The following is a 22,014-nucleotide window of genomic DNA, read 5'->3' as shown; positions in this document are numbered from 1 at the left end:
TATCGAGTGGATGACCCCATACTACTTAGGTTGATACGTAGGTATCTTCAATCTGGTGTGATGGAGAAAGGCCTTGTCAGTCCTAATACTGAAGGGACTCCGCAAGGAGGACCGCTTAGTCCCCTCCTGTCTAACATTGTTCTAGACGAACTTGACAAGGAACTGGAGGAAAGAGGTCTTGCCTTCGTACGCTATGCCGACGATTGTAATATCTACGTCCGCTCTAGAAGAGCAGGTGAACGGATAATGGAAAGTATTACAACGTTTATTGAGAAGAAACTCAAACTGAAGGTGAACAAAGAGAAGAGTGCAGTAGACCGACCATGGAGAAGAACATTCCTAGGCTTCACTTTCACCAACAACATTAAACAACCGAAAATTAGAGTATCCAAGCAAAGTATTCAACGTTTTAAACTGAGAATACGAAAACTCACCTCGAGGAAATGGTCAATTTCTATGGGGGAGAGGATAGAGAAAATCAACCGCTATCTGATCGGTTGGATGGGCTATTATCAACTAGCCGAAACTACCTCAGTCTTTAAAAGGATTGATGGTTGGCTTCGAAGAAGGTTGAGGATGATTCGATGGAAAGAGTGGAAGAAGATTAAAACGAAACAAAAGAATCTTAGGAAGCAAGGAATCAATGAACAACAGGCATGGGAGTGGGCTAATTCTAGACTAGGATACTGGCGTATAGCTAAAAGTCCTATATTAGATAGAGCCCTTGATAACCGATATTGGAATAATCAAGGGCTTAAAAGTCTACTTTTGAGATATCAATCGTTACGTTGGACTTAAATGAAACCGCCGTGTACCGAACGGTACGCACGGTGGTGTGAGAGGTCGGGGGTTAGTCACCCCCTCCTACTCGATTTATTTTCCACATTGATTTCCATATCAATTCCCATATAAGTCCCTTTACCAATTCCCATAATAATCCATGTGCCCAATGGCGTTGCATGAATTTAAATAAATTCCATCTTTTCAAAAATATGTATTTACATTCAATAAAAAAACTCCTATTGTAGATGTGTTGACCTTGTATTGTTCCCTAATACAAACAAGTCATCTACAAAAGGAGCTCCTAATGAATAAGAAAATTATAGGACGTGAAATGCTCATTTGTCAATGCTTATCTCTTCTTCCTTCGGAAGAGTTAGATTGTCCTTTATTAGATTATGGGAACTATAAGCTTTCAACCAAGGCTTTGTTAAAAATTCTTGTATCCGCTCAATTGGATCATTGGGATTCATATCGTCATATGGAAGAAAAACTAGAAGCTTATCCAAAGCTTCGGGAGGAAATCGGTATAAAGGAAATCAGCGGTTCTCAGATAAGCCGCAGGATTAATGATTTGCCAACTGAGTTAGTACAAAAGCTCTTTATGAAAGTTGTGGAAAAAATCGCCAAACTTACACAGGGGCTAAAGGGACTTCCGAACGGCTTAGGCTGGTTGCGAATTGTGGACTCTACTGAAATAAGGTTGCCACAAAATTTATGCGATTGGGCATACATTTCAAAGAACCAATCTGCAGTTAAAATGCATACTCGGCTAGTCGTTGCTTCACCCGATGTTGTTTATCCAGATAAAATTGTTCCGTCATCCGCAAAGTTAAGCGATTTCGAGAGTTCCGGTGTCATCATAGAAAAATCAAATTCTATTTACGTGATGGATCGTGGTTATCCTTCTAGAGAAAACCTTCAATCGTGGCATGAAAAAGATGGCTCATTTGTTGTGCGAGTGACGAAGTCACTTCGGTTAGGAATCTTAGAGGAATATGGTCCGACACACCCGTCTGTGCTTCAAGACGCTAAGGTATCGTATACTGTTTCTCAACCACCAGTACGCTACATTGAATTCGTCGATGATAAACAAAGAGTATATAGAATTCTAACGAATAGATTTGACCTCACAGATCAACAAATCATGGATATATATCGTGCACGGTGGATGATAGAGTTATTTTTCAAGTGGATTAAACAGCACCTAAGATTAACCAAAATTTGGAGTACAAAACCGCAAGGTATTTGGAATCAAATGTTTCTCTCTTTAATTGCATATGGATTATCTTTAATCGTCAAACTTCAAACAAACTCTAATAAGTCTGCTTGGGAATTCTTTAGACTCCTTCAAACTTATCTCTTTAAAACCGTTGGCTCATTTAAAAGAGCTTTAAAACGGAAAAAGAAAAGAACATCTAAGGGGAGACAAAAAGTGCCCATACCAAAGCCAAAAGTGAAGCCAGATTTTGGGGATGTAGCTCTAGATAAAACAGAATTAAAGAAGAAAAAGCACAAGTAACTTAATGATTTAGACAATTGTAAAAAAAGGGAACAAGGTCGAAACACTACCTCGTTTCCCTTTTTTCTTCATAAGGACAAAAGTTACTTGAAAAAATTTACATATATTGAATTTAAAAACAATTGTGCAACACTATTGCCATGTGCCAGGCACGTGGAAAACAAATGGAAAATGAATGGGGGATAAATATTGATAAATGGAGTAACCATTTACGACGGTATGTGTCATAATTTTGTGAGTGTATTGTGAATTGACTGAAAAGAGAGTAAAATAAATGACAAGTAGGAAAATTATGTCGAAATTCCCCGCAGATGAAGGTCGACTAATGAATACATAACAAAGAATACAGAACAATAAATACTAGTTTTCTTTTTTCTATATGATTATCATATTTATCTTTATAACCTCATGAATGATTTAGGTCTTATCAAAATCAACTGCTTCTGACCTAACTACTCCAAACATGTATGAGAATATCGCTGCAATATTTTAGGACTTATTATTGAGACATTTTTGATACACATGGAAGTGGGATCACATTTTAATTGGACAAGGAAGGGTCACTATGTTTAAGTCATTCGTTACACTTAATGGGCGAGTAGAAGAGTTTCGCCAACATTTACTTTCAGAACAGCGCACACTTACACACGAAACGGAAGAAATGCTTAATCAGCTTGGAGAGTTACTGCAAGTGATTGATGAAGCTTGTGCTCTTGTCATTACGGATCAACATGGAGTCCTTATAGAAGTAAGTGATAACTTTTGTAAGTTATCAGGTTACTCCCAGGAGGAACTTATTGGAAAACATGTACGAATTGTCAATTCAGGCTATCATCCGCCTGATTTTTTCCAAAAGATGTGGAAGAAAATACAGAACGGAGACATTTGGTCTGGAGAAGTTAAAAATAAAAGAAAAGATAATACTGATTTTTGGGTACAGCTTACGATTCTCCCGATATGCGACCATTCAGGTAAGCCAAAAAAATTCATATCCGTTAGTAAAGATATTACAGATGGAAGAATGGTAGAAAACCGAGTAAGGAAGTTATTGGAAGAAGATTATGCAACAATTATCAAACATATGCAAAATTGTGTGTTTAAACTTAGACTGACAAATGAAGAACAACAGAGCCATGTCATATCAATGATTGAAGGAAGGCTGCTTGAACAATTAGGGTTGAATGGGGATGAAGCTGAAGGAAAAGAGATTACTGACGTATTCGGCGATGAAAGTGAACATGTGATGATGATGAAAAGATTGCAAAAATGTTTTCAAGGTCACACCGTTCATTTTGATTTTAAGCACCGAACACGTTTTTTACACGCAACAATGTCTCCGGTTAATGAAAATGGACAGATTGTTGAAGTTATCGCATCGATTAATGATGTGACCGAATTAAAAAGATCTGAAATTGCTGTTAGAAATATGGCTTATCATGACTCATTAACCGGCCTTCCAAATCGGAGACTCCTTGAAGAGCAATTGGTGTATCAACTTTTAGATGCACAAATTGAAAATAAACGAGCAGCTCTTTTATTGTTAGATCTCGATGAATTTAAAAACATTAATGATACATTAGGCCATTCCGTAGGTGATCGGTTTATTATGATGATAGCCGAAAGGATGCAGCATCTGAATTTATCTTTGCTCACCGAAAAATCAAAGCTCTATCATTTAGGTGGGGATGAGTTTGTCTGGCTCTTATATGGTTTTTCTGAAATTGATTTAATAAAATCAGTTCAAAAAGTGCTTAGTGTATTAGATGAGCCCTTTCACTACAAAGGTGGTGAGTTTTACCAGCGTGGAAGTTTAGGCGTTTCTATTTATCCTAATTCTGCAGCATATGCAGAGGAATTGATGAAACATGCTGATATGGCATTATATGAGGCAAAACAAGCAGGAGGGCAGTCTTATTGTTTTTTCAGTTCGGATATGAAAGGAAACTTCCTTTCGAAAGTACAGCTGGAAAATGAACTTCGGCAAGCTGTTAAGTCAAATGATCAATTTCAGTTATATTATCAGCCGATCATTGAAGGAAAAGGAAAGGAGATTGTCTCGTGTGAAGCATTAATCCGTTGGATACATCCTGTAAATGGAATGGTTTCTCCTCTTCAGTTTATTAAGATTGCAGAAGAAACGGGACTGATAATCCCGATTGGTGAATGGGTCATCAAACAAACTTGTCGTGACTTAAAGCGCTGGGATGAATATGGAATTGAGCGGATGAAAGTATCGATTAATATTTCAGCTTATCAATTACAGCAATCTGATTTTGTCCGACGATTAAAACAAATTGTTGATTCAGAGCAAGTTGAACCGAGACGGTTACAATTAGAAATTACCGAAAACTCATTGATGGAAAATACAATTGATTCAATACGCACGTTGTCAAAATTACGTGACCTTGGTTTTACACTGGCCATTGATGATTTCGGAACAGGCTATTCATCATTAAGTTATTTAAAACAGTTTCCAGTCCATTGTCTAAAAGTTGATCAGTCGTTTATTAAAGATTTACCTGGAGACCGAGCAGACCGGGCAATCGTCTCTTCGACAATGCAATTAGGAAAAGATTTAGGCTTAGAAATGATCGCTGAAGGAGTAGAATTGGAAGAAGCTTACGAATACTTGCAATCAATCGAATGCCCGTTTATGCAAGGGTACTATTTCGATAAACCGATGCCGGTTGAAAACTTTTTGGAAAAATATGTGCTTTGCCAAAGGAATGCAAATCCAGTAAACTAAGCGTAGACATGTCATAGTAAAAATGCTTGTTTTAATAAATGTTGACACGCATTCATTCTTGTGATAATCTTTTCTAGTGAACGTTATAATGGAAACAAAGCAAGAAGAAGCGCCCGCTTCTCACCTGATTGACGCCATTGCAGTTGACAGGTTACGACTTAGATGAAACACGTATGCAGAAGTGTGGGCGATTTATGATCACCCACACTTTTTTATGATGTCATCATGACTTCGTTTAATAGAAATGAGGTTAACGGTGTTACGATCACGTCTTGCTTTGATCCGCAATATTTCATGGAGGTGGCTCAATATTAGTAAAGATATGATGGTCAATGAATCCATTCGTGCTCGTGAAGTACGTTTGGTCGGTGCAAACGGTGACCAAATTGGGGTTAAGTCAAAACAAGAAGCGTTAGAGATGGCGCAAAATGCAAACTTAGATCTTGTTATGGTTGCGCCAAATGCAAAACCGCCGGTATGCCGTATTATGGATTACGGTAAGTTCCGTTATGAGCAGCAAAAGAAAGAAAAAGAAGCTCGTAAAAAGCAAAAAGTCATTAATGTGAAGGAAGTAAGATTAAGTCCGAACATTGAAGAACATGACTTTAACACGAAACTTCGTAATGCACGTAAGTTCTTAACGAAAGGTGATAAAGTAAAAGCAGCGATCCGTTTCCGCGGTCGTGCGATTACTCACTCTGAACTTGGAAAAGAAGTGTTAGAACGCCTTGCAAAAGAGTGTGAAGATATTGCTTCTATCGAGTCGAAGCCGAAGATGGAAGGGCGCAGCATGTTCCTAGTCTTAGCTCCGACTGCTGAAAAATAAACCGATTTTTTAAGACAACAACCGACTATTTTCATTTTCGATTTAGTATGACTAAACGGGAACATTAAGTTTTTCAAGACAACAGACAACGAATACGCACATAGGGAGGAACCCAAGATGCCAAAAATGAAAACGCACAAAGGTGCAGCAAAGCGTTTCAAAAAGACAGGTACTGGCAAATTGAAGCGTGCACATGGATATACTAGCCACTTGGCTGCAAATAAAACACAAAAGCAAAAGCGTAAACTACGTAAAGGTACGCTAGTTCATAAAAGCGACCAAAAGCGTATCGGCCAAATGCTATAAATGATTTAGAAAGACGTTCAATTGAGGGACAGAGCAGTTATCGCCAATTAACTGTTGGTATGTTGTTCTTCCTAGACGATTGATCATGCTCGAAGTAAACCAACTTAGAATAGTGTAAAAGGAGGGATTACGATGGCTAGAGTAAAAGGCGGTTATGTAGCCCGTCGTCGTCGTAAAAAAGTATTAAAGCTTGCAAAAGGTTATCATGGTTCAAAGCATAGATTATTTAAAACTGCACAAGGTCAGGTAATGAAGTCACTTCAATACGCTTACCGCGACCGCAGACAGAAAAAGCGTGACTTCCGTAAATTATGGATTGCACGTATTAACGCTGCAGCACGTATGAACGGTCTTTCATACAACCGCTTCATGTTCGGTCTAAAGCAAGCGGGAATCGAAATGAACCGTAAAATGCTAGCTGATATTGCAATTAACGATGAAAAAGCATTTTCAGACTTAGCAGAAAAAGCAAAAGCTAACCTTAAGTAATAGTAATAAGGTGAAAACAGAAAGTCACTTTCCAGCCGGGGAGTGGCTTTCGTTATGATTATATTCTTTGTAAACCACAGGCTCTGCCTGTGTGAAAATAAACCTTTAAGGGTTGTATTCGTGAGATTTCTTTATAAGTAACGAATAGTTGGAAGGTATACTGCTTGCTTTCACCCCAGGGCACAAGTGCGACATCCGCTCTTACTTCACTTTGTTCGTATTCACGGTGTCTTCTTTGCCACGAACGAACGGTTGAGCTACTTCGGTCAAGCTCGAAGGGATCTCAACTCGTCCGTTTTTCCGTAGGAAAGAGCATTGCTTCTTCGAAAATACATCGATTTGTCTCGACGGATAAACAACAAAGCCATACTAGTAGAGGAAGAGACAGTCGCGCAGTACCTTCCACCTTTGATGACAACTTTATTTGCGTCATGTCATTTATTATCTTAAATGATGAATACGAAATGAACATAAATATCTTTGATAACAAAAGCCCATTCCCATTTAAATGAGATAAAAATGAGCTGAGATACAACTTCCCACAACGTTTTTTCTGCTATTAGTATGTCATTTAAATATTATCATGTACTCGAAAGAGCGCTAGGCGGTGACTCAGGCGGGAAAAGCAATAGGCGAAAATCCCCTAGGTGCATACAGTGTGGCACCTAGGAAGTTGAGGCATTGCCCGCTGCAAAGAAGACACTACGAATGCAAACGAAGTGCAGCACGAGTAGATGTCGCACTTGTGCTTTGGAGTGAAAGCGTCCGCCTTATAGCGATTTCGAATTCTATTTGATTATGAAAAGGGATGTCCTCAAAATTCTTTTGGCACGGACCAAATTAAATAAGGTCCTTTAAGAGACTCTGGTGGTAAAGTGCCCTTATAGGGCGAAATTAAAACCGCCCGTTTTACGGGCGGATACTTATTGATGAAGCAAGTGAAATGCAAGATCTATATTTGCATTGAAATTGCAATAGTTTTGCTCGCTTCATCGTCAACCTTATAACTAAAAAATAGGAGCACCATATTCAATAAAGGGAATAAAATTTAGGAAGGACATAACGAGATGAATAATGTAGCGATTATCGTCATTATTTATTATTTTATTTTGACTGTCATCGGCTTTACGATGATGGGAATTGATAAAAGACGAGCTAAGAAAAACGTATGGCGAACGAGTGAAAAATCATTATTGATGATTGCTCTATTAGGCGGTGTAATAGGGACGATTGTCGGTGGAAGAACCTTTCGCCACAAAACGAAGAAGCGGTTGTTTCGATTCGGACTACCAGTTATATTCATCCTACATGTTGCAGTCTGGATAATGCTCGTCAATCAATAAAATACTTGTTTACTTATAAGTTGTTAGTCTTTACACTTAGTATGTAACATCGTCATCATAGATTGTCTAGTTAAAACATAGACATGATTGAGGGAGGAGGATGAAACAGCTTGGAAATGTTCAACGAAGCGATTCCTCATGTCATCGAAGAAGCGGGTTGGTTAGCCCCTGCCTTATTTATCATCGTACATTTGTTACGGCCGTTTTTATTTATACCTGTTATTGTCGTATGTATTGCAGGAGGTTATTTGTTTGGATTCCTGCACGGAACGATTTATTCTATTATTGGGTTATCTTTAATGAGCCTGTTTTTTTATAAATTTGTCGATATTTTTCCATCCTTTCGGGCAAAAATTACGAGATTGAAGGAAAGGTTTTTTAAGGGGCGTTCCCTTACATTAGGGCAAGTTATGATTTTAAGAATGATGCCTTTTATACATTTCCATTTGCTTTCTCTTTATTTGATGGAGATGACATCAAATTTTAAAGAGTATATGCGGTATTCTATTGGCGGTGTTATTTTACCTGCTATGGTTTATACGTCTTTCGGTCAAGTGATTACAGAAATGCCGATTTATGTTTCACTTATCTTCTTTGGATTGTTAGCTGCATTCTTTTCATACCTCGGTAAAAGAGGAACTCAAACGTATAAATGGAACAAATTTTTTCCGAGAAAAGCAACTTCATCAGAGTAAGTACATGAGGTTAGGACTAAAACAGTCTTATTAAAGCAAAGAAAGAATCCGGTTATCATGATGAGATAATCGGATTCTTTTTTAGTTTTCTTATTTTTAACTAGGTTTTGGTCTAGCCTCTTAATGATTTTTTAGCTTATTGATTACTTTCGGAATCTGTTCGTTTTCAACTTGAAAATAGTTATTCATTGGGCATTGACGATTTTGTATGCGTTCAAGCATCGAAAAGATCGTATAGTTTTTTGGGGTAAGTTTATCATTTACTTCTTGCCATCGAAGTGGCACAGCTACGGTAGCATCGGGATTAACCCTTGTTGAATACGGGCAAATAATCGTTTTTCCACGCCAATGTTGCACAAAATCAATGTAAAGCTTCTTTCCGCGTTTTTTCTTCATCCGTTCGATCGTAAAATCATCTGAATGTTTTTCGACAAGGTAATGGGCCATAAATGATGTGAAAATTCTTGTATCTTCATAAGTAAGCGTACGGTCCGCAAAAGGGATATGAATTTGTAATCCTTTATTTCCAGAAAGCTTTGGAAAGCTTTCAATATCAAACATATCGAGTCGTTCCTTCATTTCTTTTGCTGCCTTAATAGCCATAGGGAAATGATCACCATCTGGAGGGTCTAGATCAAAGACGATTTCTCTAGGGTTATTACTTTCGGTTGTATTGAAAGGAATATGATACTCAATGGCTGCTTGATTCCCTAACCAAAGTAAAGTTGATAATTGATCGCAAACGATGTAATGGTTATCTTCAGCCTCATACGTTTTAATAAAATCAGGTGCATATTCAGGACAATTTTTTTGATAAAATTGTTCAGATGATATTCCTTCTGGAGCACGTTTTAGTGTTACAGGGCGATCCTGTAAAAAAGGGAGCATTCTCGGAGCGGCCTCTGTTAAGTAAGCGATATATTGATCTTTTGTGATCGAAGGTGCGTCCCATAACTGTTTATCTGGACTCGTGATTTGTACATGTGCGGATGAATTTCGAATGATTAAGTTTCCCCATGTACACTGCTGCCAGTCTACTTGCAATTGAAAGCTTAAAAAAGCTGGATTTAAGAGCTTGTTGCGGGAAAAACCATCGAATGACAATTCGACGCAAATAGTTGGTTTCAAGGAGATTTTTTGCTTTTTCCCGTCATTCGTCACTTTATTCATAATCGTATTCATTAACGCTGTTTTTTCCTCTTTTGATAATCCTTCGGTAAAAAAACCTGCTTCAACTACTTCTCCGTTTAGAATAAGACCAACATAGAACTGTTCTTTTGTCCGATGGAATCCGGTAAGAAAAAAAAATCCGTTAAAAGGAGCATTTTTATTTGAAAATATTGAGTGAGACAGTTTCATGGATCATTTTCCTTTACAAAAGTTGATGTTCAGCAGGAAGGATACATTCTTCTGCTGAGGTGTCAATGAATGCTTGTATACTTGGCTGCCTTATTGAACGTCCAGCTGGCCATTCAATATATTGAATTTTTACGACGAGTTCCGGTCTAATCCAAACGGCATGTTTTGCACGTTCAGGTTTTTCCTTAAAAGGTCGTTTTGTCACCTTTAAAGGTTCAATTAGCTTTGTGAGCTTGTTCCAGTCTGCTGCAGACAATTTCCCGGTTCCTGCATGTCCGACGTAGTGAAAATGGTTGTTGTTGTCAAACATTCCGAGGAGAAGAGAATTGACGGTATCACCACGATATGTCACACCTCCGACAACAGCATAAATATCTTGAAAGTTTTTTATTTTTACCCAGCGATCGTCCTTCGCTTTTATCGTGTAAGTACTTGTTAGATCTTTGCAAATAATTCCTTCCATTTTTTGTTCTTTAATCGCTTCAAAGAGCTGAGAACCGTCGTCATAATTTTTGACCAATTGGATTGTAGAATTTGCAGTTATCACGTCATTCATCATTTCTTGACGTCTTTTTAACGGCAGTTGAGTCAACCACTCTCCATTTAAATAGAGGATGTCAAAAATCATATAAGCAATAGGTATTTGGTGTCTTTTCATGTGAATCGAATTCTCAGAACGAAGCCCATCTCGTCTCATGACTTCAGAAAAAGAAGGCCGACCATCTTTAAACGCAATCACTTCGCCGTCTAAAATGATTGATTGAGCATGCTTGTAAATGCTTTTCTCCGTTATTTCCGGAAATTGTTTCGTTCGTTCATTTAATTTTCGATTATAAAGCTCTATGCTTTTTCCGTCATAATAGGTAAGGATCCGTACACCATCCCATTTAATTTGCGCAACCCATTCGTCACCATTTGGAATGATCTCTTTTTTTATTGGTTCAAAAGGGATGATTGGCTGTAAACTCATGATTGTCATTCCTATCTATCGTCATCTGTTTCGATCATAGTATTTCATTTTTCTAAAAAAATATCAGTTGGGATAAGAGGATGTTCAAAAAGTCTGGGAAAATAACTTTCGTATCTCTGCGTATCATACGCTCAGCGTCACAGAATGTCGTCGACTTGATCAATTTGGTTTTTTGTCTCCTTTTTGAACACGTACTCTAAATTCATTTTTGTCCAAGAAAATCGGCCGGGAAATGAAAGAAGCTGTCCTTCCTTGCATATAGATTAGCAGAGGGGGATAGATCAGCATGAAAAAATCACCGGTATTTCGTTTGAAAAGAAGAAAAAAAGGGCCATTGCCATTTCGATATGTGTTTCTCATTTCATTCATTATATTTTGTTTTTTAACGGTCCAAGGATTAATTATTGTCGAGGCAGGTATCCGACCGACATTGCTTGCGATTGCGAAAACAGAAACACAACGTATCGGTACGCTAGCTATTAATGATGCAATTTCTAAAAAAGTGTTAGAAGATATGAACATGGAAGAACTTGTTGAATTTCAATATGACAATAACGGAAATGTCCAGACGTATCAGGTGAATACAGCGATGCACAATAAAATAATGCGTGATACTGTTAAGCGGGTTCAAGATTTTTTAAATGATATCGAACATGGAAGAGTAGCTGACTACAGTTTGCCAACAGACGTAGATCTAGAGCGTGAAGGGGCAACGTTTGCAGAAGACGGAATTATTCATACGATTCCACTCGGGCAAGCAACAAACAATTCCTTATTGGCTCATTTAGGTCCACGGGTGCCAATACGACTATCGGCGATCGGCGAAGTGAAAGCAGATATTGGAGAAGAGATTTTGGAAAGAGGGATCAACAATACGTATATAAGACTCTCCGTAGATATTGAGGCCGATGTAAAAGTCGTTATCCCATTTGCGACTGATACACAAGTAGTCACAACGTCTATCCCAGTAGTTATCATCTTTATTCCAGGGGATGTTCCACAGTTTTATAGTAGCGGTGGAAACGCTGGAAGTGTTCCTCCGGCAATCATAGCACCGGATTCAGAAGACTTTGAAGATTTTAATGAAGGAGAGGTTACTGAAGAAGAGGTTACTGAAGAGGAGCTTGATATTGTCGAACCAGAAGGAAGTAACTAAATAAAGACAGCAACTGCCTCTTTCATTAATTCGAGGCAGTTGCTTTTTCTAGAACGATTTTTAAACTCTTGGACAATCAAATAGTTTGTTTTATTATTTTGCTTCTTTAGCTGGTTTTTTCGATGTTTTTGATTTTGCAGTTGTTTTTTTCGTTTGTGTCGTTTTCTTTTTTGAAGTAGACCGTTTTGTTGTTTTCTTTTGTTTAGGTTTTTCAGGCTTCGTTTTTTCAATACTCTTTTCTAATGCTTCCATTAAATCAATGACATTCGTCTGTTCTTGCTTCGATACACCTTCGTCTTCTTCTACTTTTTTACTTATTAATTCGAGCAGTTCAAGACGGTAGTCGTCAGTATATTTGGTTGGATCAAATTCAGCAGTGAGGTGTTCTACTAATGTTTTAGCTGTTTCAAGTTCTTTTTCTTTAATGTTAGTTTCATCTGGCACGTTCGGAACATTTTTCGCATCGCGAACTTCATCCGGAAAATGGAGTGTTTCCATAACGAGAGTATTACCATAAATTCGAATTGCCGCTAAGTTCTCTTTTGAACGAATCGTAATTTTTGCAATACCGATTTTCCCAGTATCTTGCAATGATTTTCTTAATAGTGCATATGCTTTAGATCCGCCTTCATTAGGGCTTAAATAGTAAGAGCGATCAAAATAAATCGGATCGATTTCTTTTAGTTCTACAAAATCAATGATTTCAACGGCCTTATCTTCTTGCTCTTTTTTTAACTTTGCCAGTTCTTCGTCGTCTAGAACGACGTATTTTCCTTCGGTATACTCATATGCTTTGACAATATCATCATTGTTTACTTCTTCTCCGCATTCTGAACATGTTCGCTCGTATTTAATTGGAGCGTGGCAGTCTTTATGCAAATTTCTTAGTTTAACATCTTTATTTTCGGTAGCGGCGTGGAGCTTTATAGGAATGTTTACGAGACCGAATGAAATCGATCCTTTCCAAATCGTATGCATAAGTCGGGAACCTCCTTAATTCAGGTTTTTCTTTAGTATGTTCAAGGAGGAACATGTAGATAACGGGAAATAATAACAAGTTGAACGTATAAAACCCAAAAAAAACCATGTGCCAGGCACCTAGGGGTTTTTTGGGTTTTCAGATTGTCGAGAAACCCACACTTTTTGAGAAGTGCGGGTTTCTCTTTATTATTTTCGTCAGAAGAATTTGCTCACCCTACGGTGAAGAATGGCCGAAACCACCTCTTAGCTCGCTGAGAGGTGGTTTGCGATCTTTTTATGTTCTGTGCTGCCGCTGTCATCAACGCTTGTTCTGATGCGCCCTTTAAGCTGCGTAACCGGCAGTAGCGAAGCCCGTGGAGCTGTTTGGCATCCGCGAAGCTTCGCTCAATGGTTTCTTTTCTTTTTTTATAGAGGAATTTCCCTGTTGCGGAAAGTCTATGCTCTCTCACTATTTCCTTACTGTCTTCCCATACATGCCTTGTGAGAACTTTTTTATGATTTTTGGCTTTCGTACATTGGTTAAGCAGGGGACAGTTTACACATTCTGCAGGGTTTGAATGGTATTGACGATAGCCTTCGCGGTTCGTTGTAGCGTAAGATAAGGTGCTACCATTAGGGCATGTATAAGTATCCGTCTCTTTGTTATAGGTAAATTTCCACTTTTGCAAATACCCCTTTTTAGGTTTGAAGCGGCGATGTGCGATAACCCCCATAATATGGCGATCTTCTACCCCTTTACATAAGGGAATGGTTAAGTAGCCCGCGTCTAATCCGACAGCGTCCACATTGAAACCAAATGTCTTTATCTGACGGTCCAGTCGATGCTGTTATCCGATGGTCTAAATAAAAGAACCCTTCGGGCTTTCCATCCCTGAACATATAGCTGCTTTCTTTATCTGTCGTACTGACTTTAATCTCTTTTTCTTTTATCTCTTTCCGGTAAGGGCTTTTTTCCATGTGCTTTTCGATCCTCCTCAACCGCTTTATTTAGATCTTCTATGTACACGCGTGTTTCAACTTGAACCGTCTTCTTAGTGAATTTCCGCTTATTTGCGTTGGCTTTAAGGTGGGTAGAATCAGTAAATAAAGCTCTCCCGCCAACCATACGATGCTTCATAGCCAGAAGAACGGTCTCATCAAATATCTCTTGAAAAATGTCTGTTTCTTTAAACCGTTTATGCCGATTGAAGCTTATGGTGGAATGGTGAGGAACCGAATCAGTTAGACTTAATCCTAAAAACCATCGATAAGCAATATTTGTCTCAATTTCTTTTTCTAACTGTCTTTCAGATCGGATACCGTAAAGGTATCCAATATGAAGGAAAAATCAATTCTGGCATCAATTTTTCTTAGTAAGTGGTCGTCTGGGACTAACTGATCGATAGAGACCATTTCGAGTTCAACTTGTTTTGCACGAATGGGGCGTAACACACGATCACCTCACGAGTGGTTTTATCTATATGACACTATATTTACCTGAATAATCAGATAAAACTGTTGAAAAAATAACCATCATTTCTAAATAGGAAACGATGGATGTTCTAGGTTGATTGAAGAACGAAAGGCGGCGACTCCAATGGGATCAGCGCAGTCTGAAAATCCATTCCACGATGCTTCGCTGAGTCAGAATTAGTTGAAGACAAGCCCCATGGAAAGCGTCCGCCGGGAGGGATGAGATCGTGAGATATTATACTTTTCGGTTTGATAATGATAACTGGGAATTGGGGGCAGTTTGTTAGTTGAACTGTCTGCCAAATATATTTAAATGCCCAAAATGGTAGGAGGCGTATACAGCTCCGAAGAAAACGACGACAAAGCCTGAAAGAAAAAGCCAGTCTCTTCGATTTACTTTCATTTCATAGTAGTGAGTCCGCTTCGTTGAACCAGTGAAGCCTTTTGATTCCATTGCTACAGCAACACGTTCGGCTTTGCGGATTGCATTCGCAAGCAGAGGAATCGCGTACCTGCGGATTTGATAAATTTTATCTTTAATTCCTCGTGCTCTGTCAACACCGCGGACACGGTGAGCTTGACGCAACACTTCAAACTCGTGGCGGAATGTCGGCAGGAACCGGTAACCGGCAAGGATACCGTATGTGAACTTTGGTGGCAATTTGCATTGCTGCATTAAACTAAGCATAAATTTCGTTGAATCAGTTGTTAACACAAACATCATCGATAATGCTACTAAACATAATGAACGTAGACCGAGACTTATTGCGACCATCATACTATCGTATGTGACCTCAAAAGACCAAAAAGAGAAAATGACCTGTCCTCCCGAAAAGGAATCAGCAGAATATAGTGCGGTCATCCAAGCAAAGCCGAGTGACATTAAAATGAATGGTGTAAAAATCATCACCCATTTTTTTATCGGTATATCGCTTAATAGAAACGTCATTAAAATTGTAAAAAGCAAATAAACGGCTGGAGTGAAAGGATCAAAAATAAATGCTAGCAAAAGACCAGGGACACAAACAGTAATAGCTTTGATTGAAGGGTTAATGGAGTTTAACATGTTCTCGTTGCACTCCTTTTTGACAAAGCTTTTTTTGCTCAAGGTTATTTTTTAGACGAACACGGAAAGGAAGCCGTAAATGTGATTCTTCTAAGAGGGAGCCTTTTTCCCACAATGAATCAGGGGAACCGTCGAAAGCAATGTTCCCTTGATGGAGAACAATCGATCTTTCACAATAATGATCGACAAGCTCCATGTCGTGCGTGACAAAGACGATCGTTGTCCCTTTTGCACGAAGAGCTGTTATAATGTCCATCAACTCGTTCGTTGTTTTAGCATCTTGACCAAAAGTCGGTTCATCAAACAATAAAATTTTCGGCGTTTCATTAAGCATCGTTGCGACACTTAATCGTCGTTTTTGACCGCCGCTTAACGAAAAAGGGTTACTCCACATTTTTCCTTCTAGTCGGAATCGGTGTAGCAAATGATCGATATTTTGTTGAATCGCTGTTTCGTCTGCGCCGTCTAATTTCATTCCGAAGGCTAGTTCATCATATACGGTATCGGTAATAAATTGGTGTTCCGGATTTTGAAAAACAAAGCCGATATTTTTTCGGACATCTCGTTCAGTCCACTGTTTGAAGTCTTTGCCTAGAAATAGGCGCTCCCCTTTTATTGGAGTTAAGAGTCCAGCCAGCAATTGCAAAAATGTCGACTTTCCAGCACCATTTTCTCCGACAATACCGACAAACTCCCCGGCATATAAATCAATTGATATATCGCGTAGAATGGAGTGTTTTTTCCTCCTGGAAGACGAGACATTTTTTAAAGAAATGACTAGTTCACGATTATTGACGGGAGGAGCTTTTAATGGTGCTTCTTCCTTTAATCGATCCGTTTTTCTAGCAAGAAAATGAGCTAAATCGTCCTCTGATAACGGCAAATTTGTATCAGCGTTTTGGACATATGGTAGGGCAGGTTCAATCACTTTCGGTAAGTGGATGCCTTCTTCTTTTAACTGCTCATTGAATGAATAAAAAACAGTACGTGGAGAACCTTCAATTAGCTTTTCTCCATTTTTCGTTAATGCGATCACTCGATCTGTTAAAGGAATCCAATCGTCAAGCTGATGTTCGATAATAAGGACAGCGACGTTACGTTTTACTTTTAATTGTTCAATCATGTCGATGAATTGTTTACGTGAGGATGGGTCTAAATTTGCTGTCGGTTCATCTAAAATGAGCAATTCAGGTTCTAAAAGCAGAACTGAGGCAAGAGCGACTTTTTGCTTTTGTCCGCCTGACAATTCATGAATTGGCCGTTTTAGTAATGGTTCAATCCCGACTGTACGAGCGACGGAATCAATTCGAGATTTCATTTTTGTGCGAGGAGTTTGAATATTTTCTAACGTAAAAGCAAGTTCATTTTCTACTGTTACCATGCAAAACTGGCTTTCAGGATCTTGAAAGACGACACCGATTTTTTGATTTAGCTCTCCTTTTTCAAATGATTCAACATCTTTATTTTCATAAAAGATGTGACCTTTCTTCCAACCTTCAATCACATCGGGATAGAGTCCATTCATGCATAAAGCGAGGGTACTTTTCCCTGAGCCGCTTGGTCCCATTAATAATACCGTTTCATTTTGCTTTATTTGAAAAGATAACTTGTTAATCGTTGGATTTTCACAGTCTGCTTCATAATCGAAGGAGAAGTCCTCTGCAGCTATGAGAGGACTTTCTTCTATCAACGCTTCCATAGAGTGTGGATATGTTAAAATGTTTGCATCATGAGCAGGACCTTTTTGATGATTAAGATGCTTTTTCACGTTTTTCCTGCCACTCCTTCCCAAGTGCATAGCTCCGTAATACACCTGTGTTAGCAAGTTGATCACTAATATATTTTCCTAATAGTCCAGCTAGTAATGCCCCGCTGATCAAGCGCACGATGAACATTGCTGTGACCATTTCTGTAGAGAGAGCAGCAAAGCCAGAAATATACCAGCCCCAAATAAAGCTAAATAATGCCGCAGACATCCCGGAAAGGACAAGGATTTTTGTCGTATAATTTTGCCATTTCGTTGCAGCGAAAACGGCTTCAGCACCTAAACCTTGAATAATTCCAGATATAATTAACCGAGGTCCGGCTGGAGTTCCAAGCAATACTTGGACTGTTGCTGCGATCGTTTCTGAAATCAATGCAGCCCCAGGTTTTCGAATAACATAAGCTGTAATAATCGAAACGATAAACCATATCCCGAAAATGACTTCATATCCGAAAGGACCTAATCCAAAAGGAGCTAAAACATTCGTTAATCCCATTCCGAAAAAATAAAAAAGGAGATAGATCACGGCGAAAACGACGCCAAAAATGGACATGAGTACAATTTCACGTAAATTCCATTTGTAATTCATCATAATCCCCCTTATCGATCTTTCTTGGACGGACTGTTAGCCGAAATCGCAGCCGTCATCGTTACATGACTACGTTCATTCGTTTTCGACGTATTAACAAACGCTTCTTCTAACGTTTTGAAAACTTGGTTTGCATCTCCGTCTAGACGAGAAGCATAATGAACCGCTTTCGTAAATGTCCCGTACTCAATTGCGACTTCAACCTGGTCTGCAATGATTTGCATATAATCAGGGTTGTTCAATGGATAAAGGGCAAATTGAGTCGCAACATCAACCTTTTCCATTTGTGAAGAGTTTTCGTTTAAGCGTACATCGTCCTCTGACATGTACGTATCGCCATCAGAATCACCTGGACATCCGATTGAAAAAGTTCCGTTAAACACGACGTGCACACCTGTTTTAGCAGCATGGATAAAAATCGCTTTAGTTACATCAAAAACGTGTTCACTTCGTCCGCGAATACACGTACTCACATCATCTGTATTCATCCACACTTTGCTCGTATCTACTTCGCTTAATGCCCCTTTAATCACTTCAACAAAGTTGTCTGTCATTGGGTAAATCGAAAAACGACAGCCAACAATTCTGCTTGTTCCACAACTTAATCCTTGCATGAAGCATCCTCCTATTTCTGTATTAGATTCAACATTATTCCTTATTTTCGCTGTTAGGGAAAAGCGGAAAGGACTTAGATATCGCCGATTCATAGCCAACCCCATTTATCCTTTCCTGAGAAAATAAAAAACTGCATTCCCAGCAGGAAATGCAGCGATAGTCATACGTTTAATCATGACGTCACTGGCACTTCCCCACGCTAGTATTATCTAGTTCGGGTTCAAAGGGTTAACAGGATTTTCACCTGTCTCTCAGCTTTACAGCACCCCTAGTGCGAAAATGGTTATGAATGTTGTTACAACTATTGTAACGATAAAAAAGCGATTTTGTAAAGAGGGTTGCAAAAGGTGTTTGTGTCAACTACTTGTGGGTGCTTTTTTAGGAAGCACTGTTATCGCTGAGTTTTGATTCTCAGAATCGCTCTTAAGCGGACTTCCATTAAACCTTTTACTCATACGCAAAAGGTTGATTGTAAGATAAGTGGGATTGAATGTAAAGACGTTCTATATAGCATGAGGAAGTGATATGTTAACATAGGTATAGATTTTGTACATGTAAAAAAGCTATCTTTTATTTTAAGTTAGAGGTGAAATTTTTTATGTCTGAACGAGTTTTCACGGAGGATAAAGTGAACACAAAGTCCGTCATTTCCTTAGTGATTGGGATTGCAGCACTTGCTGCGATCGTATTCGTCTGGATCGGAATTATACTTGGGCTGATCGGACTCGTTTTTAGTATCATTGCGTTAATGGATGTGCGAAAAACAGGGGGGAAAGGAAAGGTTATTGCGATTGTAGGATTAGTCTTAAATATTCTTGCGATTATTTTACCGATTATGATTATTTTGCTCATCTTTAGTATTTTTACAAGTTCTTTTTAAAGGAGCGAGAGGAAATGAAAAAAAGCCAGACTTTGGAGCGCCTGGCTCTTATTACTAATCGCTATTTTACTTCTTTTTTCATTTGCTTTAACAAGTCACTGATCGGACGTTTCCACTCTATTTTTGCTTTAGGATAACGAATCATAATTTCCTTTTCAATAAATTTAAAGTCCTTTTTGCTTAGTCCTTTAAGCCGATCAGTATTTTCTGTCCAAATCATAATCGATGTCACTTCAAATGACTCTTCTGTCGTCCCTAAAAACTTTTCGCCTTCGAACATGACATTACGATAAGTGAACAACAAATTTTTTCGGACATTATCTGGTTCATCAAGTAAATAAAATTCTCCTTGGCGGTGAGAGGCCTCAAGTTTTCGTCGTGGATCAATAAAATATTTAATTACACTATATATAATAATTCCGACAGCAATGAGAAGGAATAAACGAAATAATATAACGGTCATCGTAATCTCCCCTTAAAGAGCTCTGTTTTTTTCATACTTAAAACAGATTCTTATTTTTATATTCCCACAAACGTATGGATTCAAATCTGAAAATCATTTCTCGCTATGTTTACGAGTGGCTAAGAGAAAGGTTTCAAAATCGAGTATTTTCTCTGCTATAATAATGGAATGAGCGAAATAAAATCAATGAAAATCATGATTTTCATTGGAATTGAGAGAAGCTCATTGTTATTTTTTCGACACATATCCTTTTACGAACGGAGTGAAACGATGGACTTTACAACATTATATAAAAAACAAAAAGAGTTAGACACTCATATTGAGACAAAACACGGATTACAAAATGAGTCCTTACTTGATCGAAAATTAATGGCCTTACATGTCGAGTTAGCTGAACTAGCAAATGAAACGCGCTGTTTTAAATTTTGGAGTGAGAAAAGCCCTTCACCAAGAGGGAAAATTCTTGAAGAATACGTTGACGGCATTCACTTTATTTTGTCTGTTGGACTCAAATACGGATATGAAGATAAGGGAACCATTTCATTCAGAATAGAAGAGAAAAAAGAGGGAAATGCTCTCGTACCTTATTTCTTCTCAGTTATAGATGCAATCGGATTGTTAAGGGAAAATGGGAACCGAGGTCAATTTATAAGGTTATTTGAAGCTTATTTATCATTAGGGTCTGCTTTAGGTTTTTCAGAAAATGAGATTATCAATGCTTACAATGAGAAAAATGAAGTGAACCATGAACGACAAAATAGCGGGTATTAAAAGGTATATCTCCATTGAAAGGATTATTTCGAGAATCGAAAATTGAGATAATTGAATAATGTCGGTATAATGAAAGAAGTGACATAATTTTTAAACTTTTTTATTTCAATAGGGGGTACATAGGAGATGGAAGATATGTTGAAGATGCTGAAGGATCTAACAGATGCGAATGGGATCCCAGGCAATGAACGTGAAGCTCGTGATGTCATGAAAAAGTATATTTCGCCTTTTGCAGATGAAGTTGAGACTGATCACTTAGGGAGTTTAATTGCAAAGAAAACTGGAGATGCTGACGGTCCTAAGATCATGGTTGCAGGCCATTTAGATGAAATTGGTTTTATGGTAACGAACATCGATGACCGTGGATATTTGAAATTTCAATGTGTTGGCGGTTGGTGGGAGCAAGTGATGCTTGCCCAACGTGTAACGGTGATGACTCGAAATGGAAATGTACCTGGTGTGATTGGATCAAAACCACCTCATATTTTACCGCCAGAAGCACGTAAAAAATCGGTTGATAAAAAAGAAATGTTTATCGATATTGGTGCGACGAGTCGTGAAGAAGCGGAAGAGTTTGGTGTTCGTCCAGGAGATTCAGTTGTCCCAGTTTGCGAATTTACGGTGATGAAAAATGAAAAAATGCTGATGGCAAAAGCGTGGGACAATCGTATCGGCTGTGCGATTGCAATTGAGGTACTTCGCCGCTTAAAAGGTGAACAGCACCCAAATACTGTATACGGTGTAGGGACTGTTCAAGAAGAAATAGGCCTACGTGGAGCAAGAACGTCTGCACACCATATTCAGCCAGACATCGGCTTTGCCGTTGACGTTGGCATTGCAGGGGACACTCCAGGTGTAACAGATAAAGATGCTCTTGCCAAAATGGGCGATGGTCCGCAAATTATTATGTATGATGCATCGATGGTATCACATAAAGGGCTGCGTGATTTTGTGACAAATACAGCTGATGAAAAAGAAATTCCATACCAGTTTGACAGTGTACCTGGCGGTGGAACCGACTCGGGAGCGATTCATTTGACTGCAAATGGTGTACCGGCGTTATCGATTACAATTGCAACGCGCTATATTCATACACATGCAGCCATTCTCCATAGAGATGACTTCGAAAATGCTGTAAAACTCATCGTTGAAGTTATTAAAAAGCTTGACCGAAAGACAGTTGATGAGATTACATTTCAATAAAGCATAATAAAAGCTGATCCAATAAGGGTCAGCTTTT

20 protein-coding genes, 1 pseudogene, 1 riboswitch and 1 other annotated feature are annotated in these 22,014 nt (G+C 38.6%); of the genes and pseudogenes, 12 read left to right on the top strand and 9 right to left on the bottom strand.

Annotation, left to right across the window (positions count from 1 at the left end):
* The 8 genes from CD001_RS21525 to CD001_RS21490 all read left to right on the top strand — a co-directional run.
* The coding region (locus CD001_RS21525; protein ID WP_257009895.1) for a group II intron maturase-specific domain-containing protein at positions 1-798 on the top strand (798 nt) is incomplete at its 5' end.
* Between the two features lie 289 nt (positions 799-1,087).
* Positions 1,088-2,302, top strand: coding sequence for an IS4 family transposase (locus tag CD001_RS21520; protein ID WP_096189677.1), 1,215 nt, complete (start codon positions 1,088-1,090; stop codon positions 2,300-2,302).
* Between the two features lie 565 nt (positions 2,303-2,867).
* On the top strand, positions 2,868-5,048 hold the full coding sequence (locus CD001_RS21515) for a sensor domain-containing protein (protein ID WP_096189676.1): 2,181 nt from the start codon (positions 2,868-2,870) through the stop codon (positions 5,046-5,048).
* Between the two features lie 95 nt (positions 5,049-5,143).
* Positions 5,144-5,268, top strand: a sequence feature (ribosomal protein L20 leader region).
* A 102-nt stretch (positions 5,269-5,370) separates the two neighbouring features.
* The gene (infC, locus tag CD001_RS21510) at positions 5,371-5,874 is read left to right on the top strand and encodes a translation initiation factor IF-3 (protein ID WP_142303670.1); all 504 of its coding nucleotides are present in this window, start codon (positions 5,371-5,373) and stop codon (positions 5,872-5,874) included.
* 117 nt (positions 5,875-5,991) lie between these two features.
* Complete coding sequence (gene rpmI, locus CD001_RS21505) at positions 5,992-6,180, top strand: 50S ribosomal protein L35 (RefSeq protein WP_096189674.1); 189 nt, start codon at positions 5,992-5,994, stop codon at positions 6,178-6,180.
* A 132-nt stretch (positions 6,181-6,312) separates the two neighbouring features.
* The gene (gene rplT, locus CD001_RS21500; protein WP_096189673.1) at positions 6,313-6,669 is read left to right on the top strand and encodes a 50S ribosomal protein L20; all 357 of its coding nucleotides are present in this window, start codon (positions 6,313-6,315) and stop codon (positions 6,667-6,669) included.
* A gap of 1,067 nt (positions 6,670-7,736) precedes the next feature.
* Positions 7,737-8,012 carry a DUF1294 domain-containing protein gene (locus CD001_RS21495; protein WP_096189672.1) on the top strand — a complete coding sequence of 92 codons (276 nt, stop codon included), beginning with the start codon at positions 7,737-7,739 and terminating at the stop codon, positions 8,010-8,012.
* Positions 8,013-8,128: 116 nt separating this feature from the next.
* Entirely contained in the window at positions 8,129-8,707 is a 579-nt protein-coding gene (locus CD001_RS21490) for a TVP38/TMEM64 family protein (protein WP_306454114.1), read from the top strand.
* A 120-nt stretch (positions 8,708-8,827) separates the two neighbouring features.
* Here the strand turns inward: CD001_RS21490 and ligD (CD001_RS21485) are convergent, their stop codons facing one another.
* Both ligD (CD001_RS21485) and ligD (CD001_RS21480) read right to left on the bottom strand, forming a co-directional pair.
* Positions 8,828-10,066 (bottom strand): DNA ligase D, encoded by a 1,239-nt coding sequence (gene ligD / locus CD001_RS21485; protein WP_096189670.1) that lies wholly within the window; start codon positions 10,064-10,066, stop codon positions 8,828-8,830.
* A 13-nt stretch (positions 10,067-10,079) separates the two neighbouring features.
* Positions 10,080-11,036 carry a non-homologous end-joining DNA ligase gene (gene ligD, locus CD001_RS21480; RefSeq protein ID WP_096189669.1) on the bottom strand — a complete coding sequence of 319 codons (957 nt, stop codon included), beginning with the start codon at positions 11,034-11,036 and terminating at the stop codon, positions 10,080-10,082.
* A 286-nt stretch (positions 11,037-11,322) separates the two neighbouring features.
* On the opposite strand from ligD (CD001_RS21480), the gene yunB reads away from it, so the two are divergent.
* A complete protein-coding gene (gene yunB, locus CD001_RS21475; protein ID WP_096189668.1) occupies positions 11,323-12,192 on the top strand; it encodes a sporulation protein YunB in 870 nt (289 codons plus the stop codon).
* Positions 12,193-12,285: 93 nt separating this feature from the next.
* On the opposite strand, the gene ku is transcribed toward yunB, so the two are convergent.
* The 6 genes and pseudogenes from ku to CD001_RS21445 form a co-directional block, all read right to left on the bottom strand.
* On the bottom strand, positions 12,286-13,170 hold the full coding sequence (gene ku / locus CD001_RS21470; RefSeq protein ID WP_096189667.1) for a non-homologous end joining protein Ku: 885 nt from the start codon (positions 13,168-13,170) through the stop codon (positions 12,286-12,288).
* A 212-nt stretch (positions 13,171-13,382) separates the two neighbouring features.
* Positions 13,383-14,604: pseudogene (locus CD001_RS21465) on the bottom strand (transposase).
* Between the two features lie 304 nt (positions 14,605-14,908).
* A complete protein-coding gene (locus CD001_RS21460; RefSeq protein WP_096189666.1) occupies positions 14,909-15,691 on the bottom strand; it encodes an energy-coupling factor transporter transmembrane component T family protein in 783 nt (260 codons plus the stop codon).
* Positions 15,675-17,459, bottom strand: a complete 1,785-nt coding sequence (locus CD001_RS21455) for an ABC transporter ATP-binding protein (protein ID WP_257009894.1) — start codon at positions 17,457-17,459, stop codon at positions 15,675-15,677. Before CD001_RS21455 ends, CD001_RS21460 begins: the two co-directional genes overlap by 17 nt.
* Entirely contained in the window at positions 17,443-18,045 is a 603-nt protein-coding gene (locus CD001_RS21450) for an ECF transporter S component (RefSeq protein ID WP_096189665.1), read from the bottom strand. Before CD001_RS21450 ends, CD001_RS21455 begins: the two co-directional genes overlap by 17 nt.
* 11 nt (positions 18,046-18,056) lie before the next feature.
* Positions 18,057-18,659 (bottom strand): YkoF family thiamine/hydroxymethylpyrimidine-binding protein, encoded by a 603-nt coding sequence (locus CD001_RS21445; protein WP_096189664.1) that lies wholly within the window; start codon positions 18,657-18,659, stop codon positions 18,057-18,059.
* 175 nt (positions 18,660-18,834) lie between these two features.
* Positions 18,835-18,940: riboswitch (TPP riboswitch) on the bottom strand.
* Between the two features lie 318 nt (positions 18,941-19,258).
* Between CD001_RS21445 and CD001_RS21440 the strand changes: the two genes are divergently transcribed.
* On the top strand, positions 19,259-19,540 hold the full coding sequence (locus CD001_RS21440; protein WP_096189663.1) for a hypothetical protein: 282 nt from the start codon (positions 19,259-19,261) through the stop codon (positions 19,538-19,540).
* Between the two features lie 61 nt (positions 19,541-19,601).
* Here the strand turns inward: CD001_RS21440 and CD001_RS21435 are convergent, their stop codons facing one another.
* On the bottom strand, positions 19,602-20,003 hold the full coding sequence (locus CD001_RS21435; protein WP_096189662.1) for a sigma-w pathway protein ysdB: 402 nt from the start codon (positions 20,001-20,003) through the stop codon (positions 19,602-19,604).
* Between the two features lie 270 nt (positions 20,004-20,273).
* Between CD001_RS21435 and CD001_RS21430 the strand changes: the two genes are divergently transcribed.
* Together CD001_RS21430 and CD001_RS21425 are read left to right on the top strand one after the other, a co-directional pair.
* Positions 20,274-20,774 carry a dUTP diphosphatase gene (locus CD001_RS21430; RefSeq protein ID WP_096189661.1) on the top strand — a complete coding sequence of 167 codons (501 nt, stop codon included), beginning with the start codon at positions 20,274-20,276 and terminating at the stop codon, positions 20,772-20,774.
* A gap of 126 nt (positions 20,775-20,900) precedes the next feature.
* The gene (locus CD001_RS21425) at positions 20,901-21,977 is read left to right on the top strand and encodes a M42 family metallopeptidase (RefSeq protein ID WP_096189660.1); all 1,077 of its coding nucleotides are present in this window, start codon (positions 20,901-20,903) and stop codon (positions 21,975-21,977) included.
* Positions 21,978-22,014: the final 37 nt, after the last annotated feature.

The sequence above is a fragment of the Evansella halocellulosilytica genome (assembly GCF_002335745.1).
GTDB classification, from domain to species: domain Bacteria; phylum Bacillota; class Bacilli; order Bacillales; family Salisediminibacteriaceae; genus Bacillus_CA; species Bacillus_CA halocellulosilytica.
This window is presented reverse-complemented; position numbering and strand designations above follow the sequence as displayed.